The organism is Paracoccus angustae (assembly GCF_042648745.1).
In the GTDB taxonomy this organism is placed as follows: Bacteria; Pseudomonadota; Alphaproteobacteria; order Rhodobacterales; family Rhodobacteraceae; genus Paracoccus; species Paracoccus angustae.
The window spans coordinates 91,089-106,059 of record NZ_JBHRXY010000004.1 but is presented as its reverse complement, the minus strand read 5'-3'; the positions used below and the strand labels follow the sequence as shown (position 1 = coordinate 106,059).

General features: G+C 68.1%; 14 protein-coding genes and 2 pseudogenes. 10 read left to right on the top strand and 6 right to left on the bottom strand.

Going from position 1 to position 14,971, the window contains the following annotated elements; all coding sequences use genetic code 11:
• The first annotated feature begins 41 nt into the window (after nt 1-41).
• Nucleotides 42-1,094, top strand: coding sequence for a 3-carboxy-cis,cis-muconate cycloisomerase (locus ACFOM8_RS07615; RefSeq protein WP_377760825.1), 1,053 nt, complete (start codon nt 42-44; stop codon nt 1,092-1,094).
• A gap of 30 nt (nt 1,095-1,124) precedes the next feature.
• Here ACFOM8_RS07615 and ACFOM8_RS07610 read toward each other — a convergent pair whose 3' ends face one another.
• Nucleotides 1,125-2,387, bottom strand: coding sequence for an MFS transporter (locus ACFOM8_RS07610; RefSeq protein ID WP_377760823.1), 1,263 nt, complete (start codon nt 2,385-2,387; stop codon nt 1,125-1,127).
• 164 nt (nt 2,388-2,551) lie between these two features.
• Complete coding sequence (locus ACFOM8_RS07605) at nt 2,552-3,391, bottom strand: BKACE family enzyme (protein ID WP_377760821.1); 840 nt, start codon at nt 3,389-3,391, stop codon at nt 2,552-2,554.
• 210 nt (nt 3,392-3,601) lie between these two features.
• Here ACFOM8_RS07605 and ACFOM8_RS07600 point away from each other — a divergent pair, with 210 nt between their 5' ends.
• From ACFOM8_RS07600 to ACFOM8_RS07565, 8 genes are read left to right on the top strand one after another with little or no spacing between them, the layout of a single operon-like run.
• Nucleotides 3,602-4,264, top strand: a complete 663-nt coding sequence (locus ACFOM8_RS07600; protein WP_377760819.1) for an amino acid ABC transporter permease — start codon at nt 3,602-3,604, stop codon at nt 4,262-4,264.
• Between the two features lie 12 nt (nt 4,265-4,276).
• Nucleotides 4,277-4,927 (top strand): amino acid ABC transporter permease, encoded by a 651-nt coding sequence (locus ACFOM8_RS07595; RefSeq protein ID WP_377760817.1) that lies wholly within the window; start codon nt 4,277-4,279, stop codon nt 4,925-4,927.
• Nucleotides 4,928-4,952: 25 nt separating this feature from the next.
• Nucleotides 4,953-5,432, top strand: coding sequence for a transporter substrate-binding domain-containing protein (locus tag ACFOM8_RS07590; RefSeq protein ID WP_377760815.1), 480 nt, complete (start codon nt 4,953-4,955; stop codon nt 5,430-5,432).
• 34 nt (nt 5,433-5,466) lie between these two features.
• Nucleotides 5,467-6,285 carry a transporter substrate-binding domain-containing protein gene (locus ACFOM8_RS07585; protein WP_377760812.1) on the top strand — a complete coding sequence of 273 codons (819 nt, stop codon included), beginning with the start codon at nt 5,467-5,469 and terminating at the stop codon, nt 6,283-6,285.
• A gap of 56 nt (nt 6,286-6,341) precedes the next feature.
• Nucleotides 6,342-6,788, top strand: coding sequence for a type II 3-dehydroquinate dehydratase (gene aroQ / locus ACFOM8_RS07580; RefSeq protein WP_377760810.1), 447 nt, complete (start codon nt 6,342-6,344; stop codon nt 6,786-6,788).
• Entirely contained in the window at nt 6,785-7,813 is a 1,029-nt protein-coding gene (locus tag ACFOM8_RS07575) for a Gfo/Idh/MocA family protein (RefSeq protein WP_377760808.1), read from the top strand. Before aroQ ends, ACFOM8_RS07575 begins: the two co-directional genes overlap by 4 nt.
• 17 nt (nt 7,814-7,830) lie before the next feature.
• Nucleotides 7,831-8,574, top strand: coding sequence for an amino acid ABC transporter ATP-binding protein (locus ACFOM8_RS07570; RefSeq protein WP_377760806.1), 744 nt, complete (start codon nt 7,831-7,833; stop codon nt 8,572-8,574).
• 8 nt (nt 8,575-8,582) lie between these two features.
• Nucleotides 8,583-9,416 carry a shikimate dehydrogenase family protein gene (locus ACFOM8_RS07565; protein ID WP_377760804.1) on the top strand — a complete coding sequence of 278 codons (834 nt, stop codon included), beginning with the start codon at nt 8,583-8,585 and terminating at the stop codon, nt 9,414-9,416.
• 61 nt (nt 9,417-9,477) lie between these two features.
• On the opposite strand, the gene ACFOM8_RS07560 is transcribed toward ACFOM8_RS07565, so the two are convergent.
• Both ACFOM8_RS07560 and ACFOM8_RS07555 read right to left on the bottom strand, forming a co-directional pair.
• Nucleotides 9,478-10,404, bottom strand: a complete 927-nt coding sequence (locus ACFOM8_RS07560) for a LysR family transcriptional regulator (protein ID WP_377760802.1) — start codon at nt 10,402-10,404, stop codon at nt 9,478-9,480.
• Nucleotides 10,405-10,667: 263 nt separating this feature from the next.
• Nucleotides 10,668-12,277, bottom strand: a pseudogene (locus tag ACFOM8_RS07555) (bifunctional sugar phosphate isomerase/epimerase/4-hydroxyphenylpyruvate dioxygenase family protein).
• 97 nt (nt 12,278-12,374) lie between these two features.
• Here ACFOM8_RS07555 and ACFOM8_RS07550 point away from each other — a divergent pair.
• A pseudogene (locus tag ACFOM8_RS07550) lies at nt 12,375-12,767 on the top strand (sulfite exporter TauE/SafE family protein); the annotation flags it as partial.
• Between the two features lie 183 nt (nt 12,768-12,950).
• Here the strand turns inward: ACFOM8_RS07550 and ACFOM8_RS07545 are convergent.
• Both ACFOM8_RS07545 and ACFOM8_RS07540 read right to left on the bottom strand, forming a co-directional pair.
• Nucleotides 12,951-13,910, bottom strand: a complete 960-nt coding sequence (locus tag ACFOM8_RS07545; RefSeq protein ID WP_377760800.1) for a phosphate acetyltransferase — start codon at nt 13,908-13,910, stop codon at nt 12,951-12,953.
• A gap of 13 nt (nt 13,911-13,923) precedes the next feature.
• Nucleotides 13,924-14,943 carry a YeiH family protein gene (locus tag ACFOM8_RS07540; RefSeq protein WP_377760798.1) on the bottom strand — a complete coding sequence of 340 codons (1,020 nt, stop codon included), beginning with the start codon at nt 14,941-14,943 and terminating at the stop codon, nt 13,924-13,926.
• Nucleotides 14,944-14,971 lie beyond the last annotated feature (28 nt).

Sequence of the window (14,971 nt, the reverse complement as noted above, 5' to 3'; positions counted from 1 at the left end):
GGGGCCACCCCCTGCGCCGCTTTCGCATGGAGGGACGGGACATGACCGACGTTTTCGACCACCCCTGGCTGGCCGGGCTGTTCGCCGATCCCGGAACGGCCGCCCTGTGGTCGCCGGACGCCCAGCTTGCCGGGATGCGCGCCTTCGAGGCCGCCTTCAGCCGCGCGCTTGGCCGGGCGGGGCTGGCCCCCCATGCCGAGGCTGCGGCGCGGGCCATCGAGGGCATGGATTTCGACATGGACGACCTGCGGGCAGGCACCGGGCAGGACGGCGTCGTCGTGCCGCGCCTGGTCCGGCAGATGAAGGCGGCGGCCGGGGATGCGGCGGGGGCGGTCCACAAGGGCGCGACATCGCAGGACGTGATCGACACCGCCACCGCGCTGGCGATGCGCGACACGCTGGATTTGGTCGATGCCCGGCTGACCGGCCTGACCGACGCGCTTGAAGAACTGGCCGGCCGCTTCGGCGCGCGCCCGCTGATGGGCCGCACCCGGATGCAGGCCGCCACCGAAATCACCGTGGCCGACCGGATCGCGCCCTGGCTGCTGCCGCTGGTGGACCACCGCGCCCGCATCGCCGCGGCGCGGCCCCGCATCGCGCGGTTGCAACTGGGCGGCGCTTCGGGCGACCGCGGGGAACTGGGCGGCAAGGCCGCGGCGGTGGCGGCGGAAATGGCGGCGGCGCTTGGCCTGGAAAACCCGCCCCGGGCCTGGCACGCAATGCGCGACGGCGTGGCCGAGTTCGCGGGCCTGATGTCGCTGGTCACGGGAACCCTGGGCAAGATGGGCCAGGACGTGGCGCTGATGGCGCAGCAGGGCATCGCCGAGATCGAGCTGTCGGGCGGCGGCACCTCGTCGGCCATGGCCCACAAGCAGAACCCGGTCGTGGCGGAACTGCTGGTGACGCTGGCCCGCTTCAACGCGGTGCAGGTGGGGGCCGTTCATCAGGCGTTGATCCATGAACAGGAACGGTCCGGCGCGGCTTGGGCGCTGGAATGGATGGTGCTGCCGCCCATGGCGCAAACAACGGGGCGGGCGCTTGCGGCGGCGATCGCGCTTGCCGGACAGGTCCGGCGGATCGGATCGCCCGAATAGCAAAAGGGGCGCTTCCGCGCCCCTGTCCCGTCACACCTTCTGGCGAATGACGGTTGATTGCGCCAGCGCCAGCGCGCCCAGCAGGCCCACCACCGCGAAGACATAGAAGCCCCAGGGGTGGCCCAGACCCATCGACACCAGCGTGCCGCCGACCAGCGGGCCTGCGATGGCCCCCAGGCGACCGACCCCCGCCGCCACGCCAAGCGCCGTGGCGCGCACGCCCGGCGGATAGTTCGAGGCCACAAAGGCATAAACCAGCACCTGCGCCGAGAACACGAAACAGCCGGTCAGGAACACCATCGGATACAGAAGCCCCGGCCCCATGCGGATCGACAGCACCGCCAGCAGGACGCCGCCGCACAGGAACCAGGCCACGGCCGCGACCTTCAGCCCGATCCGGTCCCCGACCCGGCCCGCCACCAGCAGCCCGGCAATCGCCCCCGCGTTCAGCAGCAGCAGCAGCCACAACCCGCCCGTCAGGCTGTAGCCCGCCGTCACCATCAGCTTGGGCAGCCAGGTGTTCAGGCCGTAAACCAGCAGCAGCCCCATGAACGAGGTCACGCAGATCGCAAGCGAGTTGCGCAGGAACTGCCCGCGGAACAGCGTCGCCAGGGACGCGCGCTCCTCGGGCGCGGGGCTGGCTTCGGGCAGAACCAGACCGTGGCGGGCGGCGACGGCCTCGGCCTCGGCGCGGCGTCCGGTGGCCAGCAGGAAGGACGGCGATTCAGGCAGGGTGCGATACATGACCGGCGCCAGGATGAAGCCCGGAATCGCGCCGATAACGAACATCGCCTGCCAACCCAGCCTCGGCAGCACAAGGATGCCCAGCAGCGCCGTGGACACCGCCCCCACGTGATAGCCGGTCATCACGGTGGTCGAGGCCTTGCCCGCCCGCCCGCGCGAGAATTCGGTCACCATGGCGATGGCGGTGGGCAGGCAGCCGCCCAGGCCGAAGCCCGCCAGAAAGCGGAAGACGCCAAGCTGGACATAGTTCTGCGCGAAGGCGCAGGCCAGCGTCAGCGCCGAAAAGACCACAACGGCGAAGATCATCACCTTGCGCCGGCCCAGCCAGTCGGTGGCGATGCCGATGGACAACGCGCCCAGCGTCATGCCGACAAGGCTGATCGTGGACACGAAAGTCGCCTGCGCGGGCGTCATCCAGGGCACGTCCCCCCCGGTCAGCGTCGGGATCAGCGCCCCCAGAACAACCAGGTCGAAGCCGTCCAGGACAACGGCGATCCAGCACAGGATCGCGACCGCACGCGCCGCAGTGCTTTGAAAGGTGGGTGTCACGTTTGTCTCCTTCCCCAACGGGATGGCGACGGGTTCCCCCACCGTGGCTACGATCCGCGAAACGTCCTCATCCCCCGCGGGGGATTACCATGCCGCCGCTTTGCGGCAAAGCGTCATGCTTAGCCGTGAGCATGACATTTGCGGGCCGGGACATTCCCTAGCGGTTATGCTTCCGGCATCCGCAATCCCAGGATCCGCCGCGCCTGCTGCCATGTCGCGACCGGGCGGCCGTGCCTTTCGGCGATGGCGGCCGCGCGCCGAACCAGGGCGGCGTTCGAGGGGGCAAGGGTGTCGCGGTCCAGCCGCACGTTGTCCTCCAGCCCCGTGCGGGCATGGCCGCCCGCGCCGATGGCCCATTCGTTCAGCACGATCTGGTTCGGCCCGATCCCCGCCGCGCACCAGGGCGCGTCGTCCCCGAACAGGCGCTTGACGGTATACACATAGTAATCGAACACCTCGCGGTCGGCGGGCATGGCGTTCTTCACCCCCATCACGAACTGCACATAAGGGCGGTCCCCGATCTGCCCCGCCTGCCACATCTGATGGGCCTTGAGGATGTGGGACAGGTCGAAGGCCTCGATCTCCGGCTTCACGTCATGGGCCAGCATCTCGGACGCCAGCCAGTCCACCAGATCGGGCGGGTTTTCATACACGCGGGTCGGGAAGTTGTTCGACCCCACCGACAGGGACGCCATGTCGGGACGCAAGGGCAGCATCCCGCCGCGCGCCCGCCCCGCGCCCGAACGCCCGCCGGTGGACAGCTGAACGATCAGGCCGGGGCAGTGCTTCTCCAGCCCCTCCTTCAGGCGCGCGAACCGTTCGGGGTCGCTGGTGGGCTTGCCCTCGTCGTCGCGCACGTGACAGTGGGCGATGGCGGCGCCCGCCTCGAAGGCTTCCTGGGTGGATTCGATCTGTTCCGCGATGGTGATCGGCACCGCCGGGTTGTTGTCCTTGGTGGGCAGCGACCCGGTGATCGCCACGCAGATGATGCAGGGATTGGTCATGGGGCGGTCCTTTTCGCAGCGGGTGGCGGCCATGATCCGCCAAAACCCGGCGTTGCGCCAGACCGGATCACCTCCCGCAGGCTCTGGCGGAAAATTAACGTCATGTTAAGAAAGCGCCGGGATTGGTATTTGACGGAACAAACGTCCCCGGTCAATTTTCATCGAAAGGGCTGCGGCGTCCGTGAAACGCCATGACCCAAGGGGGGAACCATGAGCCTTGACTTTGGCGTCGTCTGGGCGCGCTGGCCGGAGTTGCTGATGGGGCTTGGGGGCACGCTGTTTCTGGCGATCTCGGGCATGATCCTGGCGCTGGTCATCGGCGTTATCGGCGTGGCGATCCGCCGGTCGCACAGCCGCATCGGCTCGGCCCTGGTGATCGCCTTTGTCGAGCTGATCCGCAACACGCCCTTTCTGGTGCAAATCTTCTTCATCTTCTTCGCCCTGCCGCTGGCGGGCATCCGCCTGAACCCCACCGTCACCGCCATCATCGCCCTGGGGGTCAATGGCGGCGCCTATGCGATCGAGATCATCCGGGGCGGCGTCGAAAGCATCCCGAAAGGCCAGACCGAGGCAGGCCTGGCCCTGGGCCTGAAGCAAGGCGAGATCTTCCGCAAGATCATCCTCAAGCCCGCGCTGCGCGCCGTGTTTCCGTCGCTGGCCAGCCAGTTCATCCTGCTGACGCTGACCACCTCCATCGCCACCTCGATCTCGGCCTTCGAACTGACCAGCGTGGCGCAGCGCATCGACGGCGACACCTTCCGCAGCTTCGAGGTGTATTTCACCATCACGGCCATGTATCTGGCGCTGTCCTGGCTGGTGATGTCGCTGTTCGCGCTGATTTCCCGCGCCGCCTTCACCTATCCCACGCGCTGAGAAGGGGCGATCATGTCCACAATCGGAACCCCCGAACTGCTGTTCCTGCTGCGCGGCCTGGGCTGGACGCTGCTGCTGACCGCCATCGGGTTCGCGGGCGGCATCGCCTTCGGCCTTGTCGTGGCGCTGGCGCGCGTCAGCCCCAGGCGGTGGCTGCGCAACGTCGCCGCCGCCTGGATCGCGATCTTTCAGGGCACGCCGCTGCTGATGCAGCTGTTCGTCGTTTATTTCGGCCTGCCGCTGATCGGCCTGGATCCGCCTGCCTGGGGCGCCGTCGCCATCGCGCTGACCGCCCACGCCTCGGCCTATCTGGGCGAGATCTGGCGCGGCGCCATCCAGGCCGTGCCCCTGGGGCAAAGCGAGGCCGCGCACGCCCTGGGCATCAAGTACCGCAGCCTGATGCGCGACATCATCCTGCCCCAGGCGTTCCGGCTGTCGCTGCCCGCCACCATCGGTTTCCTGGTGCAACTGCTGAAAGGCACCTCGCTGGCGGCCATCGTGGGCTTCATCGAACTGACGCGGGCGGGGCAGATCGTGTCGAACCAGACCTTCAAGCCGCTGGCGGTCTTCGGCATCGTGGGGGCGCTTTACTTCCTGCTCTGCTGGCCCTTGTCGCTGTGGGGCGGGCGCATGGAGCGCCGCATGGCGCGCGACCGCCGCTGAATCACGATCAACGGCAGGAAAACACATGTTCACGAAAACGACCCTGGCCGCCGTCGCCGCCACCCTGGCCCTGTCGGCCGCCGCCGATGCGCGCAGCCTGGAGGAAGCCAGGGCCTCGGGCAAGCTGATCGTCGGCATCCAGGCCGACAACTGCCCCCGGGGATGCCTGGGCAGCGCCGGCAAGGCGCAGGGCTTCGACGCCGAAATCGCCCGCGCCTTCGCCGCCCATCCGGGGCCGGAGGCCGAGTTCGTCCCCATGGCCGTGGCGATCCGCATCCCGGCGCTGACCACCGACAAGGTGGACGTGCTGATCGCCTCGCTTGGGATCACCGCCGCACGCGCGCAATCGGTGCAGTTCAGCCAGCCTTATGCGGAAAACACGCTGTTCGTAACGGCGGCAAAATCCGCGGACCTGCCCGATCTGGCGTCGCTGCCGGACCGGTCGGTGGGCTGCCCGAAACCATCAACGGCGTCAGCTTCACCGTGGCGCAACAATAGGCTTTAACAAGGGGACCATCCGGTCTCAAGGGAGGATAAACATGCTGCACTTCACCCGCATCGCCGCCGCCGGCGTCCTGGCGCTTGCCGCGCTCAGCGCCGCCCCCGCCGACGCCCGCTCGGTCGAGGAGGCCAAGGCCTCGGGCACCGTCCGCATCGGCATCCAGGGCGACAACTGCCCCTGGGGCTGCATCAACTCGGCGGGAGAGGCCGACGGCTATGACGCCGCCATGGGCCGCGCCTTCGCCGAACACCTGGGCGTCGAGGCCGAGTTCGTGCCGCTGGCCGTCGCCAACCGCATCCCGGCGCTGACCACCGACAAGGTGGACGTGCTGTTCGCGACCATGGCGATGAACCCGGAACGGGCGCAGTCGATCCAGTTCTCGGTCCCCTATGCCGCCAACCAGATGTCGGTCGTGGGTCCGAAGGACGCCGACATGTCCTCGGCCGACAAGCTGGCCGATTACCGCATCGGCGTGCCGCGGTCCGCCGCGCAGGACACCGCGCTGACCGCCCTTGTGCCGGAAGGCACCAACATCATGCGCTTTGACGACGATGCGGCGACCATCCAGGCACTGATGTCGGGCCAGGTCGATGCCGTGGGCGGCAACCAGTTCTACATCACCCGGATCGAGCAAGGCGCCCCCGGCAAGTACGAGAACAAGCTGCCCCTGACCGCGTTGTACAACGGCGTCGGCACCCGCCTGGGCGAGGCCGACTGGAACCAGGCGGTCAACGCCTTTCTGACCGAGTTCATGGCGACGGACGAATACAAGGGCATCTACAACACATGGATGAACATGGATCCGCCGCAGATGCCCGCGGAAATGGAAGGCGTGTCCTTCGCCATCGCCCAGTAAGCCATCCGCCCGGCGGTCCGCGCCGCCGGCCATCCAACGCCCGCGAAGGTCATCCCATGCCGAAGCTCGTTTATATTCTCAACGGTCCGAACCTGAACCTGCTGGGCAAGCGCCAGCCCCACATCTACGGGTCGGAGACCCTGGCCGACGTGGAACGCGACTGCGCGGCCCTGGCCGCGGAACTGGGGGTGGAAACGCGCTTCCTGCAATCGAACACCGAAGGCCAGATCATCGACTGGATCCATCAGGCGAGAGAGAACGGCGCGGGCATTGTCATCAACCCCGCCGCCTATACCCACACCTCGGTGGCGATCCTGGACGCGCTCAACGCCTTTGACGGTCCGGTGATCGAGGTCCATATCTCGAACGTGCACAAGCGCGAAGGCTTCCGCCACCATTCCTATGTCAGCCTGCGCGCCGATGGCGTGATCGCCGGCTGCGGAACCGAGGGTTACAGGCTGGCCCTGCGCCGGATCGTGACGCTGACCGGGGCGGACGCATGACGCCGCGCATCGCCGTCATGGGCGCGGGCCTGATCGGCAGGCGCCACGCGATGCATGTCGCGGCCTCGTCCGACGCGGATCTGGCCTGCGTCATCGACCCCTCGCCCGTGGGCCAGGCGGTCGCCGAGGAGTTCGGCGCGCCCTGGATGCGGTCCCTGGACGAGGCCCTGGCAAGCGCCCGCCCGGACGGCGTGATCGTCGCCACCCCGAACCAGATGCACATGCGCAACGGGCTGGACTGCATCGCGGCGGGATTGCCCGCGCTGATCGAAAAGCCGCTGTGCGACGGCGTGGCCGATGCGGAACGGCTGGTCGCGGCGGCGGACGCGGCGGGCGTGCCGCTGCTGACCGGGCACCACCGCCGCCACAACCCGCTGATGCAGCAGGCGAAGCAGATCCTCGGCAGCGGCGTTCTTGGCCGGCCGGTGGTGGCGAACGCGATGTTCTGGGTCCGCAAGCCCGACAATTACTTCGACGTGGCCTGGCGGCGCGAAAAGGGCGCGGGACCGGTCCTTCTGAACCTGATCCACGACATCGACAACCTGCGCTTCCTGCTGGGCGACATCGCCGCCGTGACCGCCGCCGAATCCAACGGCGTGCGCGGCAACGCGGTCGAGGACACCTCGGTCATCCTGCTGGAATTCGCCAGCGGCGTGCTGGCAACGGCCAGCGTCTGCGACGCCACCGTCGCCGCCTGGAGCTGGGAAGCCAACAGCGGCGAAAACCCCGCCTATCCGCAGGTGGACCAGGACTGCTACCTGATCGGCGGCACGCATGGCTCTTTGGCGCTGCCCTCGATGACCTTGCGCACCGCGCAGGGCGAACGCAGCTGGTATTCGCCGCTGGAAACGAGCCGCGTCGAGGTTCCGCCCGCGGATCCCCTGGCCCGGCAGGTCACGCAGTTCGCCCGCGTAATCCGGGGCGAGGAACCGCCGCTCGTTTCAGGCCGCGAAGGGCTGGAAACCCTGCGCGTGATCGAGGCCGTCAAGAAATCCGCCGCCACCGGCACCCGCATCGTTCTTTGATCCCGAGGGAGGAGATCATGACCGAAGACTGTCTGATCCGCATGGAAAACGTCGAAAAGTGGTATGGCGCCTTTCATGCCCTGAAAAACGTGAACTTGAACGTCCGGCGCGGCGAAAAGATCGTGCTTTGCGGCCCTTCGGGGTCGGGCAAGTCGACGCTGATCCGCTGCATCAACCATCTGGAAACCATCAAGTCCGGCACCATCGTCGTGGACGGGACCAAGCTGGACGACGGCCAGAAGGCCATCGACACCGTGCGGCGCGAGGTCGGCATGGTTTTCCAGCAGTTCAACCTGTTTCCGCACATGACGGTTCTGGAAAACTGCACCCTGGCCCCCATGCGGGTGCGCGGGATTTCCAAGGCCGAGGCCGAGGCGACGGCGCGCAGATACCTGGACCGCGTCCGCATCGGCAACCAGGCCGAGAAATACCCGGCCCAGCTTTCCGGCGGCCAGCAGCAGCGCGTGGCCATCGCCCGCGCGCTGTGCATGGAACCCATCGCCATGCTGTTCGACGAGCCGACATCCGCCCTCGACCCCGAGATGGTCAAGGAGGTGCTGGACACCATGGTCGGCCTTGCCCGCGACGGCATGACCATGATCTGCGTCACGCACGAGATGGGCTTTGCCCGCCAGGTCGCCGACCGGGTGATCTTCATGGCCGACGGCGAGATCCTCGAGGAAAACACCCCCGAGGACTTCTTCCGCGCGCCCCGCCACGAACGCGCCCGGAATTTCCTGGGCGAGATCCTGCACCATTGAGGGGCGCCATGATAAGCGGCACGACCCGGCTGATCGCGCATGTCGGCTATCCCACCGGCACCTTCAAGGCGCCGATGATCTACAACCCCTGGTTCGAAGCCCAGGGCATCGACGCCGTGGTGGTGCCGATGGGCTGCAAGGCCGAGGACTTTGCGGGTTTCCTGCCGCTGGTTTTCCGGCTGTCGAACATCCACGGCGCGCTGATCACCATGCCGCACAAGGTGGCGACCATCGGCCTGGCCGACCGCGTGTCGGTGACGGCCCGGATCGCGGGGGCGGCCAACGCCCTGCGCCTTGGCGTGGATGGCGCGCTGGAAGCCGACATGTTCGACGGCGAGGGCTTTGTCGGGGGCGTCCTGGCCAAGGGACAGCGGCTGGAGGGCATCGACGCGCTTGTGGTGGGCGCGGGCGGGGTCGGGTCGGCCATCGCGGCCTCGCTTGCAAAGGCGGGCGTCGCGCGGCTGGCGCTTTACGATCCCGATCCGGCGGCGACGCAGGCCCTTGCCGGGCGGCTGATCGCGGCCTATCCGGCCTTGCGGGTGGAAACCGGCAGCCGCGATCCGGCGGGGTTCGAACTGGTCGTGAACGCATCCCCCCTGGGCATGAACCCCGACGATCCGCTGCCCATGGACGTGACCCGCATCGACCCCGGCGCCTTTGTGGGCGAGGTGGTGCTGAAATCCGAGATGACGCCCTTTCTGACCGCCGCCGCCGATCGCGGCTGCCGCTATCAGGTCGGCACCGACATGCTGTTCGAACAGATCCCCGCCTATCTGGATTTCTTCGGCTTTGGCCGGCCCTCGGCGGAAGACCTGCGCCGGACCGCCGCGATCAGTTACTGAGGAACGGCCCCGCGGGACGGGGCGGATCGGGCTTCGGCATGGCTGCCCTTGTCCGGCGCCGCTATGCGCCCGGATCGCCCCAATCATGCCGCGCGACGGCCTGGGCCAGTTCGCGCCGGAAACGGTCGATCGCATATTCCGCGAAGCTGGACAGTTGCCGCCCCTTGCGGGTCAGCACCCAGGCCGTGATGCCCGCGCTTTCCGCCAGCGGGCGCCGGGTGATGCCGGGCATGTACACCTCGGCCACCGAGAACTCGTCGATCACCGCGACGCCCAGACCGTGGCGCACCAGGCTGACCACCGTCTGCGCAAAGCGCCCGCGCATCGTGTATCGCGGCGTGATCCCCGCGTCGCGGAACGGTTTCGCCAGGGCCGCGCCATAGGGATCGTCGGGATGAACGCCCACGAAATCCTCGGCCGCAAGATCGTGGACGGAAACCGTGCGCTTCGCCGCCAGCCGGTGCCCGTCCGGCACGATGGCGACCAGCCGCCCTTGCGCCAGCGGTTCGCACGATAACGCGGGGTTGTCCACGGCCGAGGACATGATCACGAATTCGCCCCGGTCCAGCAGCAGGTAGTCGGTGGTTTCCTCGATCTTCAGGATGTTGAGGTCGATGAACAGATCCGGGAACCGCTGCCTGACCCCCCGGATCGCGCGGGCCGCGATGAACTGCGCGATGGACGGGGCCGAGGCGAAGGACAGCCGCACGTCCTCGCCCTTGCGCAGGGCGCCCACGGCGCCGTTCAGGTTTTCCATCTGGCGGTATACCTGATGGATCATCTCGAAGATCGCCTCGGCTTCGGCCGAGGGGACGAACAGCCCGCCCTTGCGTTCGAACAGCCGGATCCCCAGCGAGCTTTCGGTGTATTTCACCAGCCGGGAAATTCCGGGCGCGCTGACGTTCAGCAGCTTGGCCGCGCCTTGGATGGTGCCCGCCATCATCACGGCGCGGATCACCTCGACCTGGCGCAGGGTCATTTCGCGCATGGTTCCTCCGGCATGCCGATTCGCGTTGCCATTAGCCGCCGGGCCATCGAACTTGTCAAAAGCAGACGCCGCGTGCCGGGCCGGATCAGGAAACGGGTCCGGTTCTTTCCGCCCTTCTGCCGGCGCCGCCATCCGAAACGGCGCGGTCCCGTGTCCGCGCGAGGCAAGCGGCCGCCGATGGCGGGGTCTGTCGGGGGGCCGTCCGCGCCGGCGGGGATGTCGCGACGCGGCAAGGCGGCGGCCTTCGCCAGGCCGAACGCGTCCTATCGCGCGGGCATTCCGGCGGGGCGTGCGGTCCGCTTCTGCGCGGCGATGCGGAAGGGGGCGTTGGGCGCCCCGTAGCCCGCGTAGTTGCCGTTGCGCTGAACCACTTCGAGAAACAGCCCGCCCGGCTGCGCCTCGCTGTAGAACTGGAAGAACTGGCCGCCCGGTTCCTCGTCATACATGATGTTCAGCGCCTGCATCCTGCGGCGCAGCGCGGGGTCGAGGCCGAAGCGCGCCTCGACATCGTCATAATAGTTCGCGCCGATCTTCAGCACAGGAAAGCCCGGGTCCTGCATGGCGGCGGCGGTTGCGAAGATATCGTCGCTGCGGAAGGCCAGGTGCTGGACCGAGGATCCGAAGGTATCCTCGATGAACCGCCCGGCCAGGGTGCGCCGCGATTCGGCGCCGTTCAGGGTGACGCGCAGCGCGCCCGTCCGGATCGCCTGGCTGCGCACCAGACCGTCGGGATCCACAACGTCCAGCATGGGCGATTTGCACGCGTCGAAGATCGAGGTGTAGAACAGCGACCAGCTGAGCATCTCGTCATAGGCCATGGTCTGCGCGACGTGATCCACCGCCACCAGACCCGCCCCCGCATGGCTGGGCTGACGCCCCCCTGCCGCCACAGGCGCATGCTTTTGGACCGATGCCGCGCCGCAGGCGCAAACCCGGCCGAGTCGAGAAAACCTTCCAGCCGCGCGGCATCGTCGGGACTGGCCGCGAATTCCACGAACCCGACCCCGCCGACCGCCACGGGTCCGGGGAAGGCAGGCAGGTCCACGGGCAGCTGCGGCTCGGCGCGGCGCACGGCGTCCATCAGGTGCACCAGAGAACGGTGGCCGTCCTGGGCCACCAGCCGGGGCATCCCGCGCCGGAACTGGTCGTTGAAGATTTCCAGGCTGATCGGTCCGGCATAGCCCGCCGCCATCACCGCGCGCATGAAGCCGGTCACGTCCAGGTTGCCTTCCCCCGGCATGGTGCGGAAATGGCGCGACCGGTACAGCAGGTCCATCTCGATCGCGGGGGCGTCCGCAAGCTGGACAAAGAAGATCCGGTCGCCGGGAATCCGCCGGATCGTGTCGGGGTCGATGCGCCGGGCCAGCGTGTGAAAGCTGTCCAGGATCAGCCCGATGTTCGGATGATCGGCGCGGCGCACGATTTCCCAGGCGTCTCGGTGGTCGTTGACATGGCGGCCCCAGCACAGCGCCTCGTATCCCACGCGGATGCCGCGACGGGCGGCGATTTCTCCCAGTTCGGCCAGGTCGTCGGCGGCGCGGCTGATGCCGCCCATGGCCGCCGGATGGACCGAGGAACAGAACAGCACCAGATCGGTGCCCAGTTCGGCCATCAGGTCGAACTTGCGTTCGGCCCGGGCAAAGGCGCGGCTGCGCAGCGGTTCGGGCAGGCCCTCGAAATCGCGGAAAGGCTGGAACAGCGCGATCTCCAGCCCGTGGTCGCGCACCATCCGGCCCACCTCGCGCGGGGTGTGGTCGGATGCGACGAAATCCTGCTCGAAGATCTCGATGGCATCGAATTTCGCGGCCTGCGCGGCGGCCAGCTTCTCGGCGAACTTGCCGGGCAGGGACACGGTGGCTATGCAGGATTTCATGGCGGCCCCTGGAGAAGCGGTTTCCTTCATAATGCTTGCGCCGGCATGACAAGCAAGACCCGGCCCGGTGACGACATTAACAGGATGTTAAGGCCCAATGCGGTTCACGCCCGTTCCGGCCCGCAAGGACATCGCGCCCGGCTGCCTGCGCGGGCCTGCCGATCGCCGGGCCTGGACGGCGGTAACGGCCCGAGCGTCGCCCGAAGTCGGGCTGAACCTCCAAGCGGATCGGATGCCGGGCGCGGGCCGGGGCTTCGGCTTTGCCCTTGCCGCGGTTCCACTGATCAGTCTTGTCACGCCGCCGGTGCAGGGCGTGGCGATCGCCATCCTGCTGCAATGCATGATCGGCCTTGGCGATCTTGTTTCTGTTCGCCGCCTTGTCGACCGTTCGACGCTGGCGATGATGTCGTTGGGAGCGATGGTGGGAACGCCCGCCGGGCTGGTGACGCTGCGGCTGCTGTCCGCCGACGCCATGCGTGTGGTGATCGCCCTTGTCTTTGCCGCGGACCCGCCCGCCGTGGCTTACATGCTGGGCACGGCCACACCCGCCATCCAGGCCCGGGCGACGCTTATGGCCTTCTTCTTTGTAACGTCGCTTATCGCCTTGCCCGGCCTGATTGTGGCCGCAACGGCCTTGTTGGCGGCAGGCCGCGGCATATGGGTCTTTGAACGCTTAGCGCCCGCTCTGCATCGCGGTGATGGCGACGGCATTGACGATGTCGTCGGTTGTGCATCCGCGCGAGAGATCGTTCGCGGGTTTCGCAAGGCCCTGGAGGATCGGTCCGATGGCGATCAGGCCGCCGAGACGCTGGGCGATCTTGTAGCCGATGTTGCCTGACGCCAGATCGGGAAAGACGAAGACGTTGGGCCGTGCGGTCAGCGAACTGTTTGGCGCCTTTCTGGCCCGGACGGCATCGTCCAGGGCCGCGTCGAACTGGATTTCTCCGTCGATCTCGAGATCGGCATCGGCGGCGCGGACCAGATCCAGGGCCGCGCGGATCTTTGCCAGGCTCGGGTGATCGGCGGATCCTGCCGTGGAGAAGGACAGCATCGCCACCCGTGGAGCCTCGCCCAGAAGCCTGCGGCAACTGGCGGCCGAGGCGCGGGCGATGGCGGCAAGGCCCTCGGCGTCGGGATCGACCACCAGGCCGCAATCGGCGAAGATCATGCCGCCCTTGAACGGGGCGCCGCCGTCGCAGGCCAGCATCAGAAAGAAGCTGGACACGATCGGCGCATCGGAGGCGCGCCCGATGATCTGCAACGCGGCGCGGACCGTATCGGCGGTGGTCGCGACGGCGCCCGCCACTGTGCCGTCCGCCTGTCCCAGCCGGACCCGCATCGCGGCCTGGCGGATCGGGTCACGCATCTCGATCACCGCTTGTTCGGCGGTCATTCCCCTGGCCATCCGCATCCGGTGCCAGTGACCGGCCAGATGATCCAGGTCCGGCGCCTCGGACGGGACGATCATGGCCACGCCGTCGATCTGCGGCCCGTTCATCAGGCTGACGCGGGCCAGGCCTTCGCCGGTCAGGCGCCTAGCGGCCTCTGCCACGCGGGGATCGCGGCCTTCGGGCAGGATGATGTGGCGCGGGTTGGCGCGTGCCGCGGCCAGGATGCGGTCCAGCGGTTTCATGGCGGAATGCCTTTCAGCTGAGGAAATGGAGGCCGGCGACGACGAAGATGCCGAGAAAGATCGTTTCGGCGACGATCAGGCCGATCGCCACGCCGCCCACATCCAGCATCCGCTTGAGCGAGGTCTTGATGCCGACGGCGGCGATGGCGATCAGCAGCGCCCAGCGGCTGAGAACGCCCGCCCAGTCCGCCAGGACCGCCGGGATCACGCCGACCGAGTTCAGCGCCGCCAGCACCAGAAAGCCCAGAACAAAGCCCGGCAGCAGCGGCGGGCGCTTGCCGCCCTTCTGGTCCGCCAGCCCGCGTGCCCGGATCACCAGCGAGAAGCACAAGACCACGGGGGCCAGCATCGACACGCGGATCAGCTTGACCAGCGTCGCCACCTCGCCCGTCTCGGGGCCGATGGAAAAGCCCGCGCCGACCACCTGCGCCACGTCGTGGATGGTGCCGCCCAGAAACACCCCGCTGTCGCGCGCGGTAAACCCGAACAGGCCCGACAGCATCGGGTAAAGCACCATCGCCGCCGTGGACAGCACCGTCACCGACAGCACGGTGAAGGCCAGATCGCGTTCGGAGCGTTCATGGCGCGGCAGCACCGCCGCAATGGCCATCGCGGCCGAGGCTCCGCAGATCGCCACCGAGCCGCCGGTCAGCAGCGCAAAGCGCCAGTCGCGACCCGCAAAGCGGGCGGCCACAAGCCCGAACAGGATGGTCAGCACCACACCCGCGACCACCAGCCCGATCGCCGGGCCGCCAAGGCCCGCCAGCATGTCCACGCTGATCCGCGCGCCCAAAAGCGCCACCCCCAACCGCAGCACCGCACGCGCGGTCAGCGCGATGCCGGGTGCGGTCCGGGTGCCCTCCTCGGCCAGGAAGTTCAGCGCCAGGCCCAGCAGCAGCGCCAGAAGCATGGCGGGGGCGCCGTAATGTTCGGACAGGAACTGCGCCGTCGCCGCCACCAGGACCGACACCGCAAAGCCCGGAAAGGCGTCCGAGATCATTTGGCGGGCAGGAAGCAGGTCGATGCTGGTCATGGCGTTTTCCTTGAGTGCAGGGAACCAT